This is a genomic window from Streptomyces sp. 4N124 (genome assembly GCF_052245395.1).
In the GTDB taxonomy this organism is placed as follows: Bacteria; Actinomycetota; Actinomycetes; order Streptomycetales; family Streptomycetaceae; genus Streptomyces.
This window is the reverse complement of the sequence record NZ_JBQQBS010000042.1, coordinates 57,903-79,954: the sequence shown is the minus strand read 5'-3', so window position 1 is coordinate 79,954 and position 22,052 is coordinate 57,903. Positions and strand designations below refer to the sequence as shown.

Here is a 22,052-nt window from a genome sequence, read left to right as displayed (position 1 = left end):
CATGATCGCAAGATGCGAAACGCGGTGTTTACCGGTCATACGCGTCCATTGTGGCAGCTGTGGGGGTCTTGTGAACCCGGTGTGGGTGAGTGGCAGGCACGACTGTTCGACGGTGGGTACGGGGCAAGCAGAAGGCCCCCCGCCGGAGCGAGGGGCCTAGCTGTCGGTGCGCCGCCAGGGACTCGAACCCCGGACCCGCTGATTAAGAGTCAGCTGCTCTAACCAACTGAGCTAGCGGCGCCTGCTGACCTGCACAACTTTACCCGACCCCGGAGAGTGCTCCGGACCACCGGCGCCCCGCCGGCCGGGGCCCGCCCTGGCCGCCGTACATCATTCGGACCGTCAACATGCGCGTCCGGAAGACAGTTGTGAAACTGATCAACATGCACAGACGTGGACATTTCCAGCTGGAGTGTGAGGGGAATCGCATGCCGACTCCGGTATTCGAGGAATTCGATCCCGCGAGCGACTGCGACTGCCCGGGATGTGTTCACTGGCGGCGGGTCCTGCCGCATTCCGCGACCGGCCACGGAAGCCGTCACCCGGCGGCCCAGCGGGTGCTGGTCGTCGCTGCCGCGGCGCTCGCCGCAGGGCAGGCGGCACCGGCGCTCGCCACCCCGCACGCGGCTCAGCGACCGGACGTTCCCCCAGGTGAGGAGCCCGCGAGCCCACAGGGTGGCCGGGACCCGCTGCACGGTCCGGCCGGCGGGCCGACCAAACCCGCGCCCGTGGCCAAGGTGCCCACGACCACCCGAGCGGAGATCATCAGGCGGGCCAAGAAATGGGTCGCGGCGAAGGTGCCGTACAGCATGAGCCGGTTCTGGTCCGACGGATACCGGCAGGACTGCTCGGGCTTCGTCTCGATGGCCTGGAAGCTGCCCGGAAACGAATGGACGGGCAGCCTCCACCAGTACGGGGTGCGGGTGTCCAAGGACGATCTGCTGCCCGGCGACATTCTGCTGTTCCACAATCCGGAGAACCCGCAGAACGGCTCACACGTCGTCATCTTCGGCGGCTGGACCGATTACACGCACACCTCGTACATCGCCTACGAGTCCACCCGCCCGCACGCCCGCAAGAAGGCCACCCCCTACGCCTACTGGAACAACTCCGACCGCTATCTCGCCTACCGCTACAAGGGGCTCGCGGCGGTCACGGCGGGCGCGAAGTCGAGCGCCCCCGCCGCGCGGCCGTACCCGGGAGCGGCCTACTTCGGTCCCGGCGCCAACAACAAGCACGTCGCCGAGCTGGGCCGGATGCTCGTCGCGCGCGGCGCCGGCCAGTTCTACGCCTCGGGTCCGGGCCCTCGCTGGACGGACGCCGACCGCAGGGCGACCCAGGCCTTCCAGCGCGCCCAGGGCTGGACCGGCGACGACGCGGACGGGCTGCCGGGGCCGCGGACCTGGACGCTGCTGGTCACCGCCGAGGGCAAGGACATCACCACGGGGACGGCCGCACCGGCCGCTCCCGCCTCGCACGGGGTGCCCGGCTATCCGGGGCGGGCGATGTTCCGTCCGGGCGCGGACAACGAGTACGTCACACAGCTCCGCCGGCAGCTGGTGCAGAAGGGATTCGGCACGCACTACACGACCGGTCCGGATCCGCGCTGGAGCGAGGCGGACCGGCGCGGCGTCGAAGCCTTCCAGCGCTCCCAGGGCTGGCGGGGCGGCGCGGCGGACGGCTATCCGGGGCCGGAGACCTGGCGGCGGCTGTTCGCGCTGCATCTTCCCGGGGGATAACCCCCGGACCCCCAGCAGAAAAGCAGGTCAGCCGGGGTCGCCGGCGCGGACACAGCGCGGCGAACCCGAGTAACCCGAGGCCGCGTATCCCACTGTTCTGACGCATCTGACGCATCTGACGCATCTGGCGCGGAGGCTGGAGGCACCCGATGACCACGACCACGTCCCACACGCCCGAGTCCGACGACCCGGCCGAGAGCGCGCCCCGGCCCGCCCGGCTGATCCAGAACGAGGCGACCACCGAGATCCCCGTCCATCTGCTGTTCCGCGACGACCCCAACCCGGTGTCCGTCCCCCTCAAGCCCGCCGTCGTGGGCCGTCGTCACGGGACGGGCGAGCAGCCGCGGCTGCACCGCCCTGTCCCGGCGAAGACCCGCCCGGTGCCCGAGGTGGACCCCGCCCTGGCCGAGCGTCCGGCACGCGTGCTGCCCGGTGTGGTGGGAGTGCTCGCCGGGGGGACCGGGGTGGCCGGAACTCTCCTCACCTCTTGGTGGGCGGGCGCGTTGCCGGCCCCGGTGGTGGCCGAGCTGGGTCTGCCGGTGAGCGGCGGCGCCGGGCTCGGGCCCGTGCAGTGGGCGGCGTACGCCGGCGCCGTTTCCCTGGGACTGTTCGGGTTCGGCGGGCTGGCCCGGGGACGGACCGGGCGGGCGTGGGTGCTCGGGCTGTTCGGCCGCTACCGGGGGACCGTGCGGCGGACCGGCCTGATGTGGGTCAACCCGCTGCTGCTGCGCCGCCGGGTCGACGTACGGCTGCGGCACTGGCGCAGCGAGCCGATGCCCGCGGCCGAGGGCAGCGGGGTCGCGCTGCGGGTCGTCGTCCTGGTGGTGTGGCGGGTGCGCGACACCGCGCGGGCCACGCTGGGCGTCGAGGACCACGAGACCTATCTGCGCGAGTGCGTGGAGGCGGCGCTCGCCCGGGTGCCGGTGGAGATGCCGGGCGGCGTGCGGCCGTCGATGGACGTGGCCACCGACGCGCTGACCCGGCTGGTCGCGGCGGACGCGACACCGGTCGGCCTGGAGGTGTTCTCGGTGCGGCCGGTGCGTGTCGAGTACGCCCCCGAGGTCGCCGCCGCCATGCACCGCCGCCGGATCGCCGCGCTGGACGCCCAGCACCGGGCGAGCGTGCTGACGTCGGTCGTGGATTCGGTGGAGGACACGGTGACACGGCTGACCATGCGGGGGCTGGTGGAGCTCGACGACTACGAACGCAAGGTGCTGGTGAAGGACTTGACGGTGGCGTTCTGTTCCGGACGGACCGAAACAAGCCTGTGATTGGTATGGACATGTTCAATTGACGGCAATAATCTGAGACTTGGTCTAGACCTGCAAGCTCACTGAACTTCCCCCACGTTCTCCAGGAGCGGCAGCATGCGCACCAAGACCAAGTTGTCCGCCGTCGCGGTGGGCCTCGCCACGACCGGAGCCCTGGTGCTCTCCTCCGGCGGCGCCAGCGGCCACGGCTACACCGACCTCCCCATCAGCAGGCAGAAGCTCTGCCAGAACGGCACCGTCACCAACTGCGGCTCCATCCAGTGGGAGCCGCAGAGCGTCGAGGGCCCGAAGGGCTTCCCGGCGTCCGGCCCGGCGGACGGGCAGATATGCAACGCGGGCCTGGGCCAGTTCGCCCAGCTCAGCGCACCGAAGACGCCGTCCGGCGCCAACTGGCCCACCACCAGGGTGACGGGCGGTCAGAGCTACACGTTCCGCTGGCAGTTCACCGCCATGCACGCCACGACCGACTTCAAGTACTACGTCACCAAGCCGGGCTGGAACCAGAACCACAACCTGGCCCGCTCGGACCTCAACCTCACCCCGTTCTTCACCGTCCCCTACAACGGCCAGCGCCCGCCGCAGACCCTCTCCCACAGCGGCACGCTGCCCTCCGGCCTCAGCGGCCACCACGTCATCCTCGCCGTGTGGACCATCGCGGACACGAGCAACGCGTTCTACGCCTGTTCCGACGTCACGTTCTGAGCATCCCTTGAGTCAATTCGCCACCCCCCGCGGGTAGGTTTCCCGCACGCCGATCAAGACCGTTCCGGCGTGCGGGAAGCCGTACCTGACCTCGGGGGACCTCATGGAAGCGCTGTTCTACGTCATACCGTTGCTCATGATCGGCCTGGCGGGCTACGCCGCGACGAGGCTGGTGCAGCGCGCCCGCGACATCCGCAGCGCCTGGAACAACGGGCTCACGGCCGAGGCGCGGTGCCTGCGGGCGTTCACGACGATGCGCAATGACTCCACGACGCAGCACCACGTCTACGAGTTCACCACGCGCGACGGGCGTTACATCCGGTTCGAGGAGGCGTACGGACCGGCGACGACCGTGGAAGGCGACATCGTCACCGTGCACTACCTGGCGGAGCGCCCCGAGCGCGCCACGGCCCACGCCCCGTCTCCCGGAGTGCTCGCGGCGGGCTCGGGCTGCGCGCTGCTGTTCCTCGGCGTCTTCATCGCCTTCTGCATCGTGTTCATGGTCATCGCCTACACGATGTTCTCGGCGCTGGAAGGCTTCGGGTTCTAGGTTCCTGCGGCGCTCCCAGGGACAATTGCGTTTTGGTCCTCCACATCTGACGAAGCGTCAATTACCGTGCGCGCCCATGGAATCCAGTGCAGTCACGGTCGCGGAACTCGTCGCCGCGCGGTGGGACGACCACCGCCCGGGGCTGTGGTGCGAGGAACGGACGTTCAGCCACCACGAGATGGCGGCCGGAGCAGCGGCCCGGGCGGCACTGCTGGCCGATCTGCTGCCGCCGGACGCCGAGCCGCACATCGGGGTACTGCTCGACAACACCCCGGAATACCCGCTGTGGTTGGGCGCCGCCGCCCTAGCCGGTGCGGCCGTCGCCGGGATCAACCCCACCCGCCGCGGCCCCGAACTCGCCCGCGACATCCTGCACACCGACTGCCGGATCGTCCTCACCGACCGCACCCGCCTCCCCCTCCTCACCGGCCTCGACCTGCCCGGCGTACGCCTGCTGTCCACCGACACCCAGGAGTACGACGACCTGCTCGCGCCCTACGCCGACGCCCGCCCGGACGCCACCCGGGCCACCCCCTCCCACCGCCTACTGCTGTACTTCACCTCCGGCTCGACCGGCGCCCCCAAGGCCGCCGTCTGCACGCAGGGCCGCCTGGCCGCCGCCGGGCACTCCCTCGCCGGCCACTTCGCGGTGGGCCGGGACGACGTGCACTACATCTGCATGCCGATGTTCCACGGCAACGCGGTGATCGCCGACTGGGCGCCCGCGCTGGCGGCCGGGGCGGGGGTGGCGCTGCGGCGGCGGTTCTCGGCATCGGGGTTCCTGGCGGACGTACGGCGATACGGGGCGACGTACTTCACGTACGTCGGGCGGGCCGTGCAGTACATCCTCGCCACCGAGGAACAGCCCGACGACCGCGACAATCCGCTGCGGCTCGGCTTCGGCACCGAGGCGGGGGCGGTGGACGCGGCGGCGTTCGAGCGGCGGTTCGGGGTGCGGCTGGTGGAGGGGTACGGGTCCTCCGAGGGCGGGGCGGCGGTGCAGTGGACGCCGGGGACGCCGGCGGGGGCGGTCGGGCCTGCGACGCCCGGGCTGGTCGTACTCGATCCGGAGACGGGACAGGAGTGCCCGGCGGCTCATTTCGACTCCACGGGGAGGCTGCTCAACGGGGAGGAGGCGATCGGCGAGCTGGTGAACCGGGGGCCGAATCCCTTCGAGGGCTACTGGCGCAACCCGGAGGCTGACGCGGCACGGCTGCGGGACGGCTCGTACTGGACCGGCGACCTCTTCTGCCGGGACGCCGACGGGTTCCTGTACTTCGCCGGGCGCGCGGACGACCGGATCCGCGTCGACAGCGAGAACCTCGCCGCCGCGATGATCGAGAACATCCTCGCCCGGTACGACGGTGCCGATGCCGTCGCCGTGTACGCGGTGCCGGACCCGGTCACCGGGGACCAGGTGATGGCGGCGATCTCCGGGACCTTCGAGCCGGCGGGCTTCGTGCGCTTCCTGGCGGCTCAGCCCGACCTCGGGACCAAGATGGCGCCCCGGTTCGTGCGGGTCGTGGAGCGGATGCCGGTCACGGCGACGAACAAGATCCACCGGGCGCAGCTGCGGAAGGAGGGCGTCCGCTGCGCTGATCCCGTGTGGTGGCGACCGGCGGGGGAGGACGAGTACCGGAGGCTGACGCACGCGGACATCGAAGAAGGGCCCCTCGCTCCCACGAGAGGCCCAGCTTCAGGGGGTGTGGGTGGCGAAGCCCCCACAACGCGCGGCGCAGCCGCGCAGTAACGACGATGGCGAGGCCGGTTCGCGCTTTCCGCGAACATGCCTCGCCATCGACATCGTGCGCCGCCAGGGACTCGAACCCCGGACCCGCTGATTAAGAGTCAGCTGCTCTAACCAACTGAGCTAGCGGCGCATGACCCTCGCCGACCACGCGTTATTTGCTTCGCGCGGCGGCGTGCACAGAAAATATTACCCGGTCCTCAGGGGTGCTCCTGACCAAGGCCGGGTGACCCTCAGATGGCCAGCGAGAGCAGCACCGGCGCGGCGTTGCGGTTCAGCGCGTCGGCCGCCTGCTTGAGCCGGTGCGCGTGCTCGACCGGGAGGGACAGGGCGAGGCAGCCCACCGAGGAGCCGGCCGTGATCGGGACGGCGGCGCAGACCGTGCCGATCGCGTACTCCTGGAGGTCGAGATGGGGCACGGTCGGCGGCTGGGCCTCCAAGCGGGAGAGCAGCAGCTTGTCGCTGGTGATGGTGCGCGAGGTGAGCCGGGCCATCTTGTGCCGGGAGAGATGGTCCCGGCGGCCGTTGTGGTCGAGCTGGCCGAGCAGGCTCTTGCCGATCGCGGTGGCGTGGGCGGAGTAGCGGAAGTCCACCCACTCGTTGACCGCGGGGGTGGTGGGGCCGTCGGCGTACTGCGTGACGTTGATCTCGCCGTCGACATACCGGCTGATGTAGACGGCGGCGCCCACCGAGTCGCGCAGCCGGTCGAGGGTGCCCTGGAGCTTCTCGCGCAGGGCCTCCTCGCGGCCGTGCGTGGAGGTGAGGCGGGCGAGGGCGGCGCCGGTGACATAGGCGCCGTCGGCGCCCTGCTCGACGTACCCCTCACGGCGCAGCATCCGCAACAGCGTGGTCAGCCGCTCGGCGCCGAGGCCGGTGTGCCGGGCGAGCTCGCCGTCCGTCACCCCGGCGGAGTGCCGCGCCACCGTCTCCAGGACGCGCAGGGCGTCCTGGGCCGAGTGGTACGGCGCGGTCGGCTCGTTCATCAGCGCCACGGTTTCCCCCTGCGCTCGCTCTTGGCTCGCTCTTGGGCCGCAATCCGGTCAGCGGATCCTCTCCACGATAACCGGCAAGAGGCTTGTAGTGAGCGGTTGTTGACGAGATTCCGGCCCTCTCAGCAGGGGGACTGACACTCTGGCATATGCCAGAGACAAGGGCTGCCGTTTGCGCTCCGGTACCCCGCCCGCCTTCACCTCCTGTCATCACAGCACCGCGCTGAGGAACTCCCGCGTTCGGTCCTGCTCCGGATCGCTGAAGATTTTCTCCGGCGGTCCGGCCTCGATGACCCGGCCGGAATCGAACATCAGGACCTGGTCCGAGATGTCGCGGGCGAAGTTCATCTCGTGGGTCACACAGAGCATCGTGATGTCCGTGGAACGGGCGATGTCCCGGAGGACGTCGAGGACACCGGCGACCAGCTCCGGGTCGAGCGCGGACGTCACCTCGTCGAGCAGCAGCACCTGCGGCCGCATCGCCAGCGCCCGCGCGATCGCGACGCGCTGCTGCTGGCCGCCGGAGAGCTGGGAGGGGTGCGCGTCGCACTTGTCGCTGAGCCCCACCAGGTCCAGCAGCCCGCGCGCCCGCTCCTCCGCCTCGTCCTTGGACATGCCGAGCACGGTGACCGGGGCCTCGGTGATGTTCCTGAGGACCGTCATGTTCGGGAACAGGTTGAACTGCTGGAAGACCATCCCGATCTTCTTGCGGACCTCGCGGATCTGCTTCTCCGGCGCGGGGAACAACTGCTCCCCGTCGACGGTGATGGTGCCCTCGTCGGGCTTGGTCAGCGTCATCAGCAGCCGCAGGATCGTGGTCTTGCCGGAGCCGGACGGGCCGATCAGGGTGACGTGCTTGCCCGCGCTCACGGAGAAGTCGAGATGGTCGAGGACCGTGTTCTCGCCGAACCGCTTGGTCACGTTCTCCAGGCGGATCAGTTCGGACGAGGTGGCCGGAACGTCGGTCGGGTTCTTTTCGGTGTCAACGGACAAGGCGTCGCTCCAGGGTGCGCAGCAGGACGGAGGCGAGATAGGAGATGAGGATGAAGGCCACGCCGATCACGGTCAGCGGCTCGGTGAAGCGGAAGGTCTGCTGGGAGAACAGCCGTGCCTCGCCCATCATGTCCAGCACGGTGATGGCCATCAGCATCGGCGTGTCCTTCAGCATCGCGATCACGTAGTTGCCGAGCGCCGGCACGACCCGGCGGATCGCCTGCGGCAGGATCACCACGGTCCACGTCCGCCTGAGCGGCAGGTTCAGCGCGGTCGCCGCCTCCCACTGGCCGACGGGCACCGCTTCGATACCGGCCCGGTAGACCTGCATCGTGTACGTCGAGTAGTGCAGGCCGATCGCGAAGACGCCGGTGGTCAGCGCGGAGAAGGTGATGTTCCACTCGGGCAGCACGTAGAAGAGGAAGAACAGCTGCACCAGCAGCGGGGTGTTGCGCACGAACTCCGTGACGACCCCGACCGGCCAGGTCACCCAGCGCGTCGGCACCCGCATCAGCAGCGCCCACACCAGGCCCAGCGCGAACGAGATCAGCGAGCCGAGTACCAGCGCCTGGAGGGTGACCAGCAGGCCGTCCCAGAAGTGCGGCATGAAGTCGGCGACCGCTCCCCAGTCCCAGTTCACGCGACACCACTCCCCTCAGGCACGCGCACCGCGGTGACCTTCTTCTCCGGCTCCTTGCCGATCCCGGCCTTCAACTTCTTCTCCAGTCCGCGCATCACACGCGTCAGCAGGAAGGCGATCACGAAGTAGATCAGCAGGATGTACGTGTAGATCTCCGCGCTCTCCTGCAGGGCCAGCCGCACCAGGCTGCCGCTGAACGCCAGATCGCCCATGCCCATGATCGACACCAGCGCGGTGCCCTTGAGCAGCTCGACCAGCAGATTGGAGAACGGCGGGATCATCTCCGGCACCGCCTGCGGCAGCATGATCAGCCGCATCCGCTGCCAGGGCGTGAAGCTGAGCGCGATCCCGCCCTCCTTCTGCGCCGGGTCGACGGCGCTCAGCGCGCCGCGCACGATCTCGGAGCCGTACGCCCCGTAGGTCAGTCCGAGCGCCAGCGTGCCCGCCCACATCGGCACCAGCTGCCAGCCGAAGGCGGGCGGCAGTACGAAGTACACCCAGAAGATCATGACGAGCGCCGAGGTCCCGCGGAACACCTCGGTGTAGAAGCCCGCGAGGAAACGGACGATCCGCAGCCGGTGGACCCGGGCGGTGCCGACGATGAAGGACACGGCCGCCGCGAGCAGCGCGCTGAAGACGAGCAGCTGGATCGTGACCCAGAGGCCCTTGAGTACCAGTTCCCACAGTCCCGAGGTCATCCGCCGCACAGCTCCTTCGCGGTGAGGTCGGTCATCTCGGCCTCGGTGAATCCGAAGGGCCGGAGGATGCGGAGCAGCTCTCCGCTCTGCTTGAGCTTGCGCAGTTCCACATTGAAGGCGTCGCGGAGGTTCGTCTCCGTCGGGCGGAACGCGAAGGCGCCCCCGTCGACATGCGGCTTCCCGCCGACGAGTGGCTTGAACGGTTCGGTCGACTCGGCCTTGGCGGACTTCTTCACCACCTCACGGGTGGTGAGCGCGGTCCCGGCGAAGACGTCGACGCGCCCCGCCTCCACCGCGTTGAGCCCGGCGACCTGATCCTGGACGATCATGATGTCGCTCTCCTTGTACCCCGCCTCGACGGCGTACTGGATCTCCGCGTAACCGGTCCCGGTCGCGAACTTCGCCTTCTTCTCGACGACGTCCTTGTACGTGTGCAGGCCTTTCGGATTCCCCTTGCGCACGATGAAGGCATCGAGCATCTGGTAGTCCGGATCGGCGAAGATCACCTCCGCGCACCGCTCGGGATTGACGTACATCCCCGCCGCCACGACATCGAACTGCTGCACGTTCAGCCCCGGAATGAGCGACCCGAACTCCGTCGGCACGGCCTGCACGCTGTCCACGCCGAGCCGTTTGAAGATCACCTTCGCCAACTCCGGTGCCTCACCGGTGAGTTCGCCGTTCGTATCGATGTATCCGAACGGTATCTCGCCCGCGATCCCGAGCCGTACGACACCCTGCGCCTTCAGCCGGTCGAGGAGATCACCGCCCTCCGTGGACGAGGCCGAGGCCACGCGTGAGCAGCCCGCGGCGCCCAGCGCGCCGACCGCCGCCACCCCCGCGAGCAGCGACCGGCGTGTGGGCCCGGACATATATGAGCCATGTTCCAGTGATGGAGCCATGGCGGCGCGGCTACCCGACCTCATGCGAGTTATGCGGGCCGATTTGAGCCCCGTTCCTGGCCGCGCCCTCTTGACCGGCGAGGCACCATGGACTGCATGGCTGATCGCTACATCGAGGTATCGCTGGTCAAGCGCGGAATCACCTGCCGGGCCCGGCTGCTCGACGACCGCGCACCGATCACCTGCGCCGCCGTCTGGGACGCCCTGCCGCTTTCCGGCGACGTCTACCACGCGAAATACGCACGCAACGAGATCTACGCCCTTTTCCCGCCCTTCGCCCCATCGGAACCCCCGCTGGAAAACCCGACAGTCACTCCCATTCCCGGCGATCTCTGCTATTTCTCCTTCGCGGGAGCGGAACTGGGCACGAAGGCCTACGGCTACGACCGCGAGGTCCGCGCCGGCACGACCCTCGTCGACCTGGCCCTCTTCTACGAGCGCAACAATCTGCTGCTCAACGGTGATGTGGGGTGGGTGCCGGGGATCGTGTGGGGGACGGTGGTCGAGGGACTCACGGAGATGGCGGAGGCCTGCAACGACCTGTGGCGGGCGGGGGCGGCGGGGGAGAGCCTCAGCTTCCGGAGGGCGTGACGCGCCTTGCCGCAGCGTTGGCCCGGCCCTCCCGGGGAGAGGGGAGGGCCGGGCCGGGGTGGCGGATCAGCCGTTGGGACAGGTGTCGCGATACTGGCTGATCGCCTGGTTCGGGGCGGGCGCCGGGCAGAGGAACTGGTCGTAGCGGGTGTCGTTGTCGACGAAGCGCTTCAGCCAGGACAGCGCGTACTTGGCGGTGGTGACGTTCTCGTTGACGGGGGCGAGATGGCTGCCGTTCAGCATTTCCAGGTACGCCTTCTCGGGCGCGGCCGTCATGGACGTGTAGATCGGGATCGACATGGAGGCGACCGGGGCGAGGGTGTCGGACTGCCCTCCGATGATCATCGTAGGCACCCTGACGCTCTCCCAGGTGGTGTCGTTCTCCCAGGGCGCCAGCGGAACCGCCGCCTTCAGGGCCGACCGGTTCTGCGCCGCCCACAGCGAGCCCCCGCCGCCCATCGAATGCCCCATGACCGCGAGGCGGTTGGGGTCGACGCGATCACGGACCGAACTGCTCTTGGTCACGTAGTCCAGCGCGGCGAGCAGTTGGCTGCCGCGGCTCTGTGGCAGGTCGAACAGCCCGTTTGTGTCCAGGGTGAAGACGACGAAGCCCTGCGAAGCCAGACGGGGGCCCAGCCACTGGACCACGGACTGGGGCGAGATGAAACCGGGTATGACCGCGACCGCGCCGAACGTGCCCTGACTGGTGTCGGTCGGGTAGTAGATCGTGCCGCCGTTGAAGCCGGTACCGCTGCCGGACGGCACAGTGACCTGGCCGATGGCGAACGAGCCGCGGGCGGCGATGACACTGGCCTGCGTGGGGGCGGGACCGCGCTCGTACGGGTTCTGTGCCGCCTCGGCACGGGTGCTGACGCCCAGCAACACGGTCAGGGACACACAGGTGAGCAGTACTCCCAACCGTTTCCTCAGCGCTGGTTTCACGGAGAGTCCTCTCGTGAGTGTGGGGGTTTCGAGAGGACATCGTGGAATCGGGGAGACGGACGTGCTGCATGTGGCGCCGGGCAATTCGCGGCCTTGTTTGTCGGTCTCCGACAAGGTTGGCGCGGCGCCGACAAAACGATCAACTCACCTTGTCAGGAAGGTGAGTTGACGGGGTGAACCGCATGCCGGGACCATCCGGGGGACGGAAGAGGATGCCTGTGACTGTCATCGACCCACCGTTGGCGAAGTCGCTGTCGGACCTGCTCCGGCCGCATCTCCCGGACGCCGTCGAGGAGATCGAGCGCGAGGTCCGGGTGCATGTGCACGAAGGCGGTCCGCCCGTGGACGCCGACTACCGCAGAGCCGTCCGTCAGGTCATCAACGAAACCGTCGCCCACTTCGTCGACTCACTCGGCCAGGACGCCACGGACTCCACCCAACTGACCGTGCTCTACAGCCAGTTGGGAGCAGAGGCGGCCCGCCGGGGCCACAGCTTGGACCGGCTGCAGACCGCGCTCAGGCTGAGCGGGCAGGTCGCCTGCCGCCGGTTCATCAAGGACGCCTACCGGTTCTCCTGGTCCAAGGAGACCCTCTCCTCGCTCACCGACGGCCTCTTCGGGCTCCTCGCCAAGGCGGCCGACGCCGGCGCCCAGGGGTACGCGCGTCAGCAGGGCCATCTGGCCACCGACCGGGAGCGCCGGCGTCAGCGACTGCGTGATCTGCTGGTCCGCGAGCCGCCGCCCGACCCTGACGTGATCCACGAGCAGGCCAGGGCGGCCGACTGGAGGGTGCCCGGCACGGTCGCGGTGGTCGCCCTGCTCCCCGCCGCCCGGCCGCCGAGCCGCATCCTGCCCCCCGATGTGCTCGCCGACTGGGACGCGTCGTATCTGATCGTCCCCGACCCCGACTCGCTCGGGCGGGACTGGCTGCCCGCCCTGCTGGTCCGGCTGGGTGCCGCGGCCATCGGGCCGACCGTGCCGGCCGAGCGCACCGCCGTCTCGCTCCGCTGGGCCCGGCACACCATCGCCCTCGTGGAGCGCGGCGTTCTGCCGTCCGACCGGCCGCAGCGGGCGGCCGATCACACCGCGCTGCTGGCCGCCGCCATGGTCGAGGACCTCATCGACACCACCTCGGCCGTGTTCCTGGCCCCGATCCTCGCCCTGCCGCCGCGCCGCCGGGTGCCGCTGCTGACCACGCTCCTCGCCTATCTCCAGTGCGGTGACAACGCCGTGATCACGAGCGCCCGGCTCCAGGTCCACGAACAGACCGTCCGCTACCGGCTGCGCCGCATAGCGGAACTGACCGGCACCCGGTGCCACGACCCCGCCGACCGACTCGACCTCATGATCACCCTGACCTGGCTGCTGCACACCGACGGCATCACACCTGCACGATCGGCTCCCTCGTGAACAGAGAACCCAGCGTCGGCGCGTTCACCCGCCGGTCCGTCAGCCGCAACGCTTCCCAGACCGTGACCTGATTCGCGGTGAGGACAGGCTTGCCCAGTTCCTTCTCCAGGGTCGGGAGGTGGGAGGCGGTGTGCAGGGCGGTGTCCGGGAGGAGGACCGCTTCCGCGTCCGTGTGGTCCGCCTCGCGGGCCAGCGTCAGGACCTCTTCCTCGCCCCAGGTGCCGACCTCGGCCGCCGTGATGATGCCGGAGCCGCGCACGGAGAGCACCTCCGCGCCGCCGGCCCGCAGGAACTCGGCGAACAGGTCCGCCACGTCCTCCGGGTACGTCGCGCCGACCGCGACCCGCCCCACCCCCAGCTCCCGCACCGCGTGCACGAAGGCGAAGGACGTCGAGGAGGCGGGCATACCGGCCGTGCGGGCGAGGGTGCGGACCTGGTCGTGGGCGCCCTCCCAGCCGTAGACGAAGCTGCCGCTGGTGCAGGCCCACACCACCGCCTCGGCGCCGGTCAGGCGGAGGTCCTCGACGCTCGCCGCCAGTCGCTCCGCCGAGCCCATCTGAAGCAGCGCGTCGACGCGGTGGGCGTCCTCGCCGATGTCCGTGTGGATCACGTCGAGCCGGATGTCGCTGCCCAGGAGCAGCTCGATGCGCGGATAGTCGTCCTCGGCGGAGTGGCCTGGGTAGAGGAATCCGAGTGCTGTCATGTCCACCCTTCCTGCTGCTGCTCTTCCTCCGGCAGTACGGGGCCGGAACCCTCAGGCAGTACGGCGCCGGAACTCTCCGGCACCACGGGGCCGACACGCGCGGCCGGATCGACCAACCGCTGATACGGCCCCACCGCTCGGGTACCCAGTCGGCGCAGTGCAGCCCACATCGTCACCTGGTTGGCCGACAGCACCGGCAGGCGCAGTTCCGCCTCCAGTTGGGGGATCACGTCGTACGTGGGGAGGTTGGTGCAGCTGATGAACAAGGCGTCCGCCCCGCCCCGGCTCACCGCCTGCCGGGCCATGTCCGCCACGTTCCGGTACGGCACCTTCCAGATGTGCCGCGTCAGGCCCATGAACGCGCAGCCCGTGACCGTGACGCCCGCTTCCGCGACGTACTCCTCCAGCGAGCGGGTCACCGACACCGTGTACGGCGTCACCAGCGCCACCCTTCGCGCGCCCAGCGAGGCCAGCGCCTCCAGCAGGGCGCCGGACGTCGTGAGGGACGGCACCGCGCCCTCGCGGGTCATCGCCTCGCACATCGCGCGTTCGCCCGCGATGCCGCCGACGAAGCTGCCGGAGGTGCAGGCGTAGGCGACGACCTCGGGCGTGATGGCGTTCAGGGTGCGCACGGCGTCGCCGAGCGTCTCGTGCTCGCTGACCAGCCGGGCCAGGTCGAGGCTGACCTCCACGGGCACGAACGGCGTGCGCGTGAGGTGGAGGGAGATGTCGTCGGGCACCCAGCGCCACAGCTCGCGATCGAGCGCGAAGTCGAAGGGGGCGACTACACCGACACCGCGCTGAGGGCGCGGTCCACCCAGAAAGGAGACGTCCATGGCAGGCACCGGCCTCACATGAGGAACGAGAGGGCAGCGGACCCAACGCCCGCCCATGTTGACGAAGGTAGGTTCGGGTGCGAGCGTGGTCAATCCTCGCATGTCGCCCGCAGGTCAACGTGTCGTTACCGCCACATCACCGCCCACGTCAGACGACTGTCATCGCCGAGAAATCGCCGAGAAACGGCCCCCGAATGACCTCACCCCCGTCCGCCCCGACCCTCCTCGTCCTCGACGCCGAGCCGCCGCCCCGCCTCGGCCGCCTCACCGGCCGCGCGCGCATCGAACACGCGGACCCCTCGACCCTCGCCGAGCGCCTCCCGCACGCCGATGTGCTCCTGATCTGGGACTTCACCTCGCACGCCGTGCGCGAGGCCTGGCCGGGCGAGGGACCGCGCCCGAGCTGGGTGCACACGGCGAGCGCGGGCGTGGACCATCTGATGTGCCCGGAGCTGGCCGCCTCCGACACGGTGGTCACCAATGCGCGCGGCATCTTCGACCAGCCCATCGCCGAGTACGTCGCCGCCCTCGTCCTCGCGATGGCCAAGGATCTGCCGCGGACGTGGGAGCTCCAGCGCGCCCGGGAGTGGCGCCACCGCGAGTCGCAGCGGGTCGCGGGCACGCGCGCGTGCATCGTCGGCACGGGCCCGATCGGGCGGACGATCGCCCGTACCCTCAAGGCCCTCGAAGTGACGACGGCCCTCGTCGGGCGCGCCCCGCGCACCGGCGTCCACGGCCCCGAAGACCTCGACCGGCTGATGGCCCGCGCCGACTGGGTGATCGCCGCCGCGCCGCTCACCGAGCAGACGCACGGCATGTTCGACGCCCGCCGCTTCGGCATGATGCAGCCCTCCGCCCGCTTCATCAACGTCGGCCGCGGCCAGTTGGTCGTCGAGGACGCGCTCGCCGAGGCGCTGGCCAAGCGGTGGATCGCGGGCGCCGCCCTGGATGTCTTCGAGCACGAGCCCCTCACCCCCGACAGCCCGTTGTGGCAGTTGCCCGGCCTGATCGTGTCCCCGCACATGAGCGGCGACACGATCGGCTGGCGGGACGAACTCGGCCGGCAGTTCGTGGAGTTGTACGAACGCTGGGAGGCGGGCAGATCACTGCTGAACGTGGTCGACAAGAAGCGCGGGTACGTACCCGGACGCTGACGTCCCTGGAGGGTGCTGCATGTCGGAGCTCACCGAGCTGACCGCCGTACAACTCGTCAACGGCTACCGAAAGGGCGAATTCAGCCCCGTCGAGGCGGCCCGCGCGGCCCTGGAGCGGGCCGAGCAGATGCAGCCGGTCGTCAACGCGTTCGTACGCCTCGACCCCGAGGACGCGCTCGCGCGGGCCGCGGAGTCGGCGCAGCGGTGGCGGCGCGGGGAGCCGGCCGGGCTGGTGGACGGGGTGCCGGTGACGGTGAAGGACATCCTGCTGATGCGGGGCGGGCCGACGCTCAAGGGCTCCAAGGCCATTGATCCGAACGGCCGTTGGGACGAGGACGCCCCCTCCGTCGCCCGGCTGCGCGAGCACGGTGCCGTGTTCCTCGGGAAGACCACGACGCCCGAGTTCGGCTGGAAGGGCGTCACGGACTCACCGCAGTCCGGGGTGACCCGCAATCCGCACGACACCTCGCGCACCGCGGGCGGTTCGAGCGGCGGGAGCGCGGCGGCCGTGGCGCTGGGCGCGGGGCCGTTGTCGCTCGGCACGGACGGCGGCGGCAGTGTCCGTATCCCGGCCGCCTTCTGCGGGATCTTCGCGCTGAAGCCGACGTACGGACGGGTGCCGCTGTATCCGGCGAGCGCCTTCGGCACGCTCGCGCACGTCGGGCCGATGACGCGGGACGCGGCGGACGCGGCACTGCTGATGGACGTGATCGGCGGCCCGGACGCCCGGGACTGGTCGGCGCTCGCACCGACCACCTCCTTCGTCCAGGCCCTCGCGGGCGGCGTCCGCGGGCTGCGGATCGCGTACTCGCCCGCGCTGGGCGGCCAGGTGGCGGTCCGTCCCGCGGTCGCCGCGGCCGTACGGCGGGCCGTGGAACGCCTGGCCGGGCTCGGTGCGTACGTCGAGGAGACCGACCCCGACTTCACCGACCCGGTGGACGCCTTCCACACCCTGTGGTTCAGCGGCGCGGCCCGGGTGACCCAGCACTTCGGGCCGCACCAGCGGGAGTTGCTCGATCCCGGGCTGCGGGAGATCTGCGCGCTCGGCGCCCGCTACAGCGCGCTGGACTATCTCGCGGCGGTGGACGTCCGCATGGAACTCGGGCGCCGGATGGGGCAGTTCCACGAGTCGTACGACCTACTGGTCACGCCCACCCTGCCGATCACCGCGTTCGAGGCGGGCGCCGAGGTACCCAAGGGGTCGGGGCACCGGCGGTGGACGGGGTGGACGCCGTTCACCTACCCGTTCAACATGACCCAGCAGCCGGCGGCGACGGTGCCGGTGGGGACGGACGCGGAGGGGCTGCCGATCGGGATGCAGATCGTGGGGGCGCGGCACCGGGACGATCTGGTGCTGCGGGCGGCGCATGCGCTGTATGAGGCCGGGGGCGCCGGCCTTCGGGAATAAACGGAGACCGCCTCCTGTTGCACTGCCGCGGACAGCGCACGGCACCAACACAGGAGGCTTCACCGTGACGGCAGACGAGATTCGGGGCACAGCGCAAGGCACGGCCCCCACCCCCCTCTCCGTACTGGACCTGGTGACCGTCGGCGCGGGCCACACCGCCACCGACGCCCTCCGCACCAGCGTCGAGCTGTCCCGCCTCGCGGAGTCCCGCGGCTTCCACCGCTACTGGGTCGCCGAGCACCACTCCATGCCGGGCGTGGCCTCCTCGTCGCCGGCCGTGATCCTCGCGCACCTCGCCGCCCACACCAGCCGTATCCGCCTCGGCTCGGGCGGCGTGATGCTCCCGAACCATGCCCCGCTCGTCATCGCGGAGCAGTTCGGCACGCTGGAGGCGATGGCCCCGGGCCGTGTCGACCTGGGCCTCGGCCGCGCCCCCGGCACGGACGGCGCCACCGCGGCGGCCCTCCGCCGCACGGACCACCTCAACGAGGGCGCCGACGACTTCCCCCAGCAACTCGCCGAACTGGTCCGCTTCCTGGACGACGACTTCCCCGACGGCCACCCCTACCGCCGTATCCACGCCGTCCCCGGCCCGGTCCAGGCGACCAGCCCCGGCGGCGTCCAGTCCCCGCACCGTCCCCCGGTCTGGCTGCTCGGCTCCTCCGGCTTCAGCGCCCGTCTCGCCGCCGCGCTCGGGCTGCCCTTCGCCTTCGCGCACCACTTCTCCGCGCAGAACACGATCCCGGCCCTGGACCTGTACCGCGAGTCCTTCCAGCCGTCGGCGCTCCTCGACGAGCCGTACGCCCTCATCGGCGTCTCCGCGCTCGCCACCGACGACGAGAAGGAGGCCCGCCGCCAGGTCATGGCCGGGGCGCTGAACATGATCCGCCTGCGCACCGGACGTCCCGGCCTCGTGCCCACCCCCGAGGAAGCCGAGGCCTACGAATTCAGCCCCATGGAGCGGGAGTTCATCGGCTCCTGGAACTCCAACATCATCCACGGCACCGTCGACGAGGTCCGCTCCGGCCTCGACGACCTCCAAAAGCGCACCGGCGCCGACGAGTTGATGCTCACCTCACACGCCCACGACGGAGCCCTCCGCGTCCGCAGCTACGAACTCATCGCGGACGCCTACGGGTTGCCGACCGCCGCCTGAACCTCCGGCGGGCCCAGCAGCTCGGAGATACGATCCGGCGACACCGGACGGGAGTACAGCCACCCCTGCCCGGTGTCGCAGCCGATGTGCCGGAGCCGAGTGGCCTGCGCCGACGTCTCCACGCACTCCGCCGTGACGGTCAGCCCCAGCCGGTGGGCGAGCTGGATCATCGCCTCGACGATGACCTCGTCCGCCGGGTTGGGCGCGACGGCCTTGTCGGCCGTGGCATCGGAGCTGTCGTACTGGAAGCCCCGTACGAACGACCCGTCGAGCTTCAGCACCGACACCGGCAGCCGGCTGAGGTAGGCCAGATTCGAGTAGCCGGTGCCGAAGTCGTCGATCGCGATGCCCACGCCCATCTCGCTGAGGGCCTGAAGTGCTTGGAGGGGGCGGCCCGCCGAGCCCATCACCGCGGACTCGGTGAGTTCGAGCTGGAGCAGATGCGGCGCGAGTCCCGTCTCCGCCAGTGTCTCGGCCACGTCCGCCACCAGGTCCGAGTCCCAGACCTGGCGGACCGCCACATTGACGCTGACGAACAGCGGGGGTTCGTCCGGGTGCTCCACCTGCCAGCGCCGCGCCTGCCGGCAGGCGGTGGCGAGCACCCAGCGGCCCAGCGGAACGATCGAACCGTCCTCCTCCGCCAATCCGATGAACCGATTCGGCGTCAGTACGCCGAACTGTGGATGGTTCCATCTGACCAACGCCTCGACCCCGCGCAGCCGTCCGTCCTCCATGCCCACCAACGGCTGGTATTCGAGGGTGAATTCACCGCGCTCGATGGCCGGCCGGAGGGTTGAGGCCAGGGCCTGGCGGGTCATGCGGTGGGCGTTGCGCTCCGGGTCGAACAGCGTCCAGCGGTCCTTGCCGTCCGCCTTCGCCCAGTACAGCGTGGTGTCGGCGGCCTGCATCAGACCGGTCGCCGTGGTCCCGGCGGCCCGGCGTTCCACCACACCGATCGACGCCGAGACCGACAGCCGCTGCCCGGACAGGTCGAACGGCGCCTGTAGAGCCCGCAGCACCGACTCGGCCAGATCGGCGAGTTGCTCGGTGCCGGTCGAGTCCTCGACCAGCAGGGCGAACTCGTCCCCGCCGAGCCGCGCCACCAGCGGCGCGCTGGCTCTGGCATAACCGGCCTCGTCCGCACAGCGATTGAGGCGCTCCGCCACAGCGGCCAGCAGCCGGTCGCCGACCCGGTGGCCCAGCGTGTCGTTGACCGCCTTGAAGCCGTCGAGATCCAGGTAGCACAGCCCGATCCGTCCGGTGCCGCCCTCCGCGTACGCATCCGCCTCCAGCGCGGACGACAGGCGCTCGAAGAACAGCGTGCGGTTGGGCAGCCGGGTCACCGGGTCGTGCATCTGCAAGTGCCGCAGCCGCGCCTGGAGTTCACGCCGGGCACTGATGTCGAAGGCGGACAGCAGCACCGCCCCGGCCCCGTCCGGCAGTGGCCCGACCATGACCTGCACCCACACCGCCTGCCCGTCGGGATGCTTGATACGACGCGTACAGCGCAACCGCGCCTGCCGCCCGCGCAGCACCTCGCGATACGCGTGCCAGGTACGGGCGTCGGACGCCAGGTCCACCAGATCCGCGGCCAGTTTGCCGGTCAACACCCCTGGCTGCGCGCCGAGTAGCGCGCCGAGCGCTTCGTTGGCGCTGACGACCAGGCCCTCGCGGTCGACCACGGCCATCGCGAGCGGGGCGGTGGAGAACGCGGAACGGAAGTCGACTGGTGGGGTCAGAGCGTCCGGGGTGGTACCGGACGACATCATTTCATCACTCTCTGTAACGGCGGACCGGATGAGATCTGCCGTGGGCGCCGGCCCTTCGGACGTTCCGCTCACCGCTCGCTCCCGCAGTGCACTCGATCTTCGGATGGGTCTCGTCGGGATGGCCGTCCGGGGAGGAAGGCCTCCGGGCCGTGTCCGGGCTGGAAAGTGTGCCGATCATAGAGGCTGGCCCCGGGCCCTTCCAGCCACAGTCCAGTGTCCCTGACGCACCGGCCTTTCTGGCAGATCGTTTCTGCCCGCACATGGGCGGGTTCTTCGGGCCCTCGACCGCATGTGACGTTCCGTGAGCGATTCGGGGGTGTCGGCTTCGGCTGTTGCCACTGGTCCTCTCTTCTGACGGTCTCTCGGGTATCTCACTCATCTGGTCCAGACAAACAGGACGTAGTACGACAATCTCCCACAGGCTGGATGCGGTGTCCCGCGAACCGCATCCGGAGGTCCCCGTGCCGCGTCAGCTCTCCCTCACCGGACTCACCCATGGGGTCCGCCGAGGGTTCGGCTGGGCGGCGGCGCGGCCCCGACTGCGCAGTACGGCCGCGGTGTTCACCACGATGTCCGCGCTCGCCGCGACATCCCTGATCACGGGCCCCTCGGTCGCCGAGCCCTTCTCGCCGGCCTCGTGCGCCCTGCACCGCACCGACGCCCATCACTCGGAGGGCGTGGACACGTGGAACGCCGCCTATCCGCGCCCGGCCCGCCGACTTGACGCGGTGATGGTGTTCCTGTCCTTCCCGGACTCCGCCCCGCTGACCACCCCCGCCGAACTCACCGCCGACCACTTCCCGGTCACCAGCCGCTTCTTCGAACGCTCCTCCTACGGCCGCTTCACCCTGCGCCCGCACCCGCTCCGGCACTGGCTCCGGATGCCGCACTCGTCGATGTCGTACGCCATACAGCGCGACTGGAACTCCGCGCACCGGGCGGCGTTCCTGCGCGACGCCATGCGAGTGGCCGACCCGCATGTCGACTTCTCCCGCTACGACATCGTCTACTTCGTCGCCGATCCGCACGCCCCCGGCGTCGACTCGGACGCGACGAAGGTCGTCAACCTGGAGACTCCGCTGCGCGCCGACGGCACGGATCTGCGCCGGGTCGTCACGGTCTTCGAACAGCACCCGCCGGACCGGCTGGTCCTGGCCCATGAGACCGGGCATGTCTTCGACCTGCCGGACCTGTACCACCGGCCGAAGGACGGCGAGGGCGACTGGGACACCTACGTCGGTGACTGGGACCTGATGGGCAGCCAATTCGGCCTGGCGCCGGACCTGTTCGGCTGGCACAAGTGGAAGCTGGGCTGGCTGGACGGCCGGCAGGTGAGATGCGTGCAGGGCAGTGGGCCCACCCGGCTGACCCTGGAGCCACTCACGGCGGGCCCGGACACGCCCGCGATCGGCGCCGCCGGCGCCCCGTCCTTCGGCCTCGGCCACGGCACCAAGGTGGCCATCCTCCGCACCGGCGCCGACACGGCCCTCGCCTTCGAGGCACGCGGCCCCGTCGGCAACGACGCGACGGCCTGCCGCCAGGGCATCCTCGTCTACCGCATCCGCAGCGGCGAGGCATCCGGCGGCGGCCCGATCCAGGTCATCGACGCCCACCCCCGCACCGAGGCCTGCTGGGCGAACTCGGTCTACCCACCCCTCGCGGACGCCCCGGTCGCCCTCGGCGAGACCTTCACGGTGCCGGGAGAAGGGGTCCGGGTGGAGGTGGAGGGGCGGACGGGGGCGGGGGCGTGGACGGTGAAGATCACGGGGCGGTGAGTCCTCGGCCGACGGCGAAGGGGGTGTGGGTGGCGAAGCCCCCACAACGCGCGGCGAAGCCGCGCGGAAACGACGATG

General features: G+C 70.3%; 20 protein-coding genes and 2 tRNA genes. 11 read left to right on the top strand and 11 right to left on the bottom strand.

What is annotated here, in order from left to right:
* Positions 1 to 167: 167 nt before the first annotated feature.
* Positions 168 to 241 (bottom strand) — tRNA-Lys (locus ACTWQO_RS33360).
* A gap of 187 nt (positions 242 to 428) precedes the next feature.
* Between ACTWQO_RS33360 and ACTWQO_RS33355 the strand changes: the two genes are divergently transcribed.
* The 5 genes from ACTWQO_RS33355 to ACTWQO_RS33335 all read left to right on the top strand — a co-directional run bounded on the left by ACTWQO_RS33355 (position 429) and on the right by ACTWQO_RS33335 (position 6,012).
* Positions 429 to 1,739 (top strand): peptidoglycan-binding protein, encoded by a 1,311-nt coding sequence (locus ACTWQO_RS33355; RefSeq protein ID WP_443241105.1) that lies wholly within the window; start codon positions 429 to 431, stop codon positions 1,737 to 1,739.
* A gap of 149 nt (positions 1,740 to 1,888) precedes the next feature.
* Positions 1,889 to 3,010: an SPFH domain-containing protein gene (locus ACTWQO_RS33350; RefSeq protein ID WP_443241104.1), complete on the top strand. Its 1,122-nt coding sequence runs from the start codon at positions 1,889 to 1,891 to the stop codon at positions 3,008 to 3,010.
* Between the two features lie 96 nt (positions 3,011 to 3,106).
* Positions 3,107 to 3,712 (top strand): lytic polysaccharide monooxygenase auxiliary activity family 9 protein, encoded by a 606-nt coding sequence (locus ACTWQO_RS33345; RefSeq protein ID WP_328440424.1) that lies wholly within the window; start codon positions 3,107 to 3,109, stop codon positions 3,710 to 3,712.
* 103 nt (positions 3,713 to 3,815) lie between these two features.
* Positions 3,816 to 4,262: a DUF3592 domain-containing protein gene (locus ACTWQO_RS33340; protein ID WP_443241103.1), complete on the top strand. Its 447-nt coding sequence runs from the start codon at positions 3,816 to 3,818 to the stop codon at positions 4,260 to 4,262.
* A gap of 76 nt (positions 4,263 to 4,338) precedes the next feature.
* A complete protein-coding gene (locus ACTWQO_RS33335; protein ID WP_443241102.1) occupies positions 4,339 to 6,012 on the top strand; it encodes an AMP-binding protein in 1,674 nt (557 codons plus the stop codon).
* 56 nt (positions 6,013 to 6,068) lie between these two features.
* On the opposite strand, the gene ACTWQO_RS33330 is transcribed toward ACTWQO_RS33335, so the two are convergent.
* The 6 genes from ACTWQO_RS33330 to ehuB form a co-directional block, all read right to left on the bottom strand.
* A tRNA-Lys gene (locus tag ACTWQO_RS33330) sits at positions 6,069 to 6,142 on the bottom strand.
* Positions 6,143 to 6,242: 100 nt separating this feature from the next.
* Entirely contained in the window at positions 6,243 to 7,001 is a 759-nt protein-coding gene (locus ACTWQO_RS33325) for an IclR family transcriptional regulator (protein WP_443241101.1), read from the bottom strand.
* A 207-nt stretch (positions 7,002 to 7,208) separates the two neighbouring features.
* The gene (ehuA, locus tag ACTWQO_RS33320; protein ID WP_443241100.1) at positions 7,209 to 7,991 is read right to left on the bottom strand and encodes an ectoine/hydroxyectoine ABC transporter ATP-binding protein EhuA; all 783 of its coding nucleotides are present in this window, start codon (positions 7,989 to 7,991) and stop codon (positions 7,209 to 7,211) included.
* Entirely contained in the window at positions 7,981 to 8,631 is a 651-nt protein-coding gene (gene ehuD, locus ACTWQO_RS33315; RefSeq protein WP_301981312.1) for an ectoine/hydroxyectoine ABC transporter permease subunit EhuD, read from the bottom strand. The genes ehuA and ehuD overlap by 11 nt, the downstream gene beginning before the upstream one ends.
* Positions 8,628 to 9,329 (bottom strand): ectoine/hydroxyectoine ABC transporter permease subunit EhuC, encoded by a 702-nt coding sequence (gene ehuC / locus ACTWQO_RS33310; RefSeq protein ID WP_443241099.1) that lies wholly within the window; start codon positions 9,327 to 9,329, stop codon positions 8,628 to 8,630. Before ehuC ends, ehuD begins: the two co-directional genes overlap by 4 nt.
* On the bottom strand, positions 9,326 to 10,201 hold the full coding sequence (gene ehuB / locus ACTWQO_RS33305; protein WP_443241098.1) for an ectoine/hydroxyectoine ABC transporter substrate-binding protein EhuB: 876 nt from the start codon (positions 10,199 to 10,201) through the stop codon (positions 9,326 to 9,328). The genes ehuC and ehuB overlap by 4 nt, the downstream gene beginning before the upstream one ends.
* A 126-nt stretch (positions 10,202 to 10,327) precedes the next feature.
* Here ehuB and ACTWQO_RS33300 point away from each other — a divergent pair, with 126 nt between their 5' ends.
* Positions 10,328 to 10,822 (top strand): DUF3830 family protein, encoded by a 495-nt coding sequence (locus tag ACTWQO_RS33300; protein ID WP_443241097.1) that lies wholly within the window; start codon positions 10,328 to 10,330, stop codon positions 10,820 to 10,822.
* Between the two features lie 66 nt (positions 10,823 to 10,888).
* On the opposite strand, the gene ACTWQO_RS33295 is transcribed toward ACTWQO_RS33300, so the two are convergent.
* On the bottom strand, positions 10,889 to 11,764 hold the full coding sequence (locus tag ACTWQO_RS33295; RefSeq protein ID WP_443241096.1) for a dienelactone hydrolase family protein: 876 nt from the start codon (positions 11,762 to 11,764) through the stop codon (positions 10,889 to 10,891).
* A 212-nt stretch (positions 11,765 to 11,976) separates the two neighbouring features.
* On the opposite strand from ACTWQO_RS33295, the gene ACTWQO_RS33290 reads away from it, so the two are divergent.
* The gene (locus ACTWQO_RS33290; RefSeq protein ID WP_443241095.1) at positions 11,977 to 13,173 is read left to right on the top strand and encodes a PucR family transcriptional regulator; all 1,197 of its coding nucleotides are present in this window, start codon (positions 11,977 to 11,979) and stop codon (positions 13,171 to 13,173) included.
* Here the strand turns inward: ACTWQO_RS33290 and ACTWQO_RS33285 are convergent.
* Together ACTWQO_RS33285 and ACTWQO_RS33280 are read right to left on the bottom strand one after the other, a co-directional pair.
* Positions 13,145 to 13,876 carry a maleate cis-trans isomerase family protein gene (locus ACTWQO_RS33285; protein ID WP_443241094.1) on the bottom strand — a complete coding sequence of 244 codons (732 nt, stop codon included), beginning with the start codon at positions 13,874 to 13,876 and terminating at the stop codon, positions 13,145 to 13,147. The genes ACTWQO_RS33290 and ACTWQO_RS33285 overlap by 29 nt on opposite strands.
* Positions 13,873 to 14,712 carry a maleate cis-trans isomerase family protein gene (locus tag ACTWQO_RS33280; RefSeq protein ID WP_443241093.1) on the bottom strand — a complete coding sequence of 280 codons (840 nt, stop codon included), beginning with the start codon at positions 14,710 to 14,712 and terminating at the stop codon, positions 13,873 to 13,875. Before ACTWQO_RS33280 ends, ACTWQO_RS33285 begins: the two co-directional genes overlap by 4 nt.
* A 194-nt stretch (positions 14,713 to 14,906) precedes the next feature.
* On the opposite strand from ACTWQO_RS33280, the gene ACTWQO_RS33275 reads away from it, so the two are divergent.
* From ACTWQO_RS33275 to ACTWQO_RS33265, 3 genes are all read left to right on the top strand, one after another.
* Complete coding sequence (locus ACTWQO_RS33275; RefSeq protein ID WP_443241092.1) at positions 14,907 to 15,866, top strand: D-2-hydroxyacid dehydrogenase; 960 nt, start codon at positions 14,907 to 14,909, stop codon at positions 15,864 to 15,866.
* Between the two features lie 19 nt (positions 15,867 to 15,885).
* Positions 15,886 to 17,274 (top strand): amidase, encoded by a 1,389-nt coding sequence (locus ACTWQO_RS33270; RefSeq protein ID WP_443241091.1) that lies wholly within the window; start codon positions 15,886 to 15,888, stop codon positions 17,272 to 17,274.
* A 64-nt stretch (positions 17,275 to 17,338) separates the two neighbouring features.
* Entirely contained in the window at positions 17,339 to 18,430 is a 1,092-nt protein-coding gene (locus ACTWQO_RS33265) for an LLM class flavin-dependent oxidoreductase (RefSeq protein WP_443241090.1), read from the top strand.
* On the opposite strand, the gene ACTWQO_RS33260 is transcribed toward ACTWQO_RS33265, so the two are convergent.
* On the bottom strand, positions 18,406 to 20,271 hold the full coding sequence (locus tag ACTWQO_RS33260) for a putative bifunctional diguanylate cyclase/phosphodiesterase (protein WP_443241089.1): 1,866 nt from the start codon (positions 20,269 to 20,271) through the stop codon (positions 18,406 to 18,408). The genes ACTWQO_RS33265 and ACTWQO_RS33260 overlap by 25 nt on opposite strands.
* A gap of 359 nt (positions 20,272 to 20,630) precedes the next feature.
* On the opposite strand from ACTWQO_RS33260, the gene ACTWQO_RS33255 reads away from it, so the two are divergent.
* A complete protein-coding gene (locus ACTWQO_RS33255; protein WP_443241088.1) occupies positions 20,631 to 21,974 on the top strand; it encodes a M6 family metalloprotease domain-containing protein in 1,344 nt (447 codons plus the stop codon).
* Positions 21,975 to 22,052 lie beyond the last annotated feature (78 nt).

What these genes read in the sequence shown, in the direction of transcription:
- ACTWQO_RS33350 (WP_443241104.1), top strand. Translation starts at nt 1,889, where the DNA reads ATGACCACGACCACGTCCCACACGCCCGAGTCCGACGACCCGGCCGAG.
- ACTWQO_RS33345 (WP_328440424.1), top strand. Translation starts at nt 3,107, where the DNA reads ATGCGCACCAAGACCAAGTTGTCCGCCGTCGCGGTGGGCCTCGCCACG.
- ehuC (WP_443241099.1), bottom strand. Translation starts at nt 9,329, where the DNA reads ATGACCTCGGGACTGTGGGAACTGGTACTCAAGGGCCTCTGGGTCACG.
- ACTWQO_RS33270 (WP_443241091.1), top strand. Translation starts at nt 15,886, where the DNA reads ATGTCGGAGCTCACCGAGCTGACCGCCGTACAACTCGTCAACGGCTAC.
- ehuB (WP_443241098.1), bottom strand. Translation starts at nt 10,201, where the DNA reads ATGTCCGGGCCCACACGCCGGTCGCTGCTCGCGGGGGTGGCGGCGGTC.
- ACTWQO_RS33335 (WP_443241102.1), top strand. Translation starts at nt 4,339, where the DNA reads ATGGAATCCAGTGCAGTCACGGTCGCGGAACTCGTCGCCGCGCGGTGG.
- ACTWQO_RS33355 (WP_443241105.1), top strand. Translation starts at nt 429, where the DNA reads ATGCCGACTCCGGTATTCGAGGAATTCGATCCCGCGAGCGACTGCGAC.
- ACTWQO_RS33300 (WP_443241097.1), top strand. Translation starts at nt 10,328, where the DNA reads ATGGCTGATCGCTACATCGAGGTATCGCTGGTCAAGCGCGGAATCACC.
- ACTWQO_RS33275 (WP_443241092.1), top strand. Translation starts at nt 14,907, where the DNA reads ATGACCTCACCCCCGTCCGCCCCGACCCTCCTCGTCCTCGACGCCGAG.
- ACTWQO_RS33290 (WP_443241095.1), top strand. Translation starts at nt 11,977, where the DNA reads ATGCCTGTGACTGTCATCGACCCACCGTTGGCGAAGTCGCTGTCGGAC.
- ACTWQO_RS33340 (WP_443241103.1), top strand. Translation starts at nt 3,816, where the DNA reads ATGGAAGCGCTGTTCTACGTCATACCGTTGCTCATGATCGGCCTGGCG.
- ACTWQO_RS33280 (WP_443241093.1), bottom strand. Translation starts at nt 14,712, where the DNA reads ATGGACGTCTCCTTTCTGGGTGGACCGCGCCCTCAGCGCGGTGTCGGT.
- ACTWQO_RS33285 (WP_443241094.1), bottom strand. Translation starts at nt 13,876, where the DNA reads ATGACAGCACTCGGATTCCTCTACCCAGGCCACTCCGCCGAGGACGAC.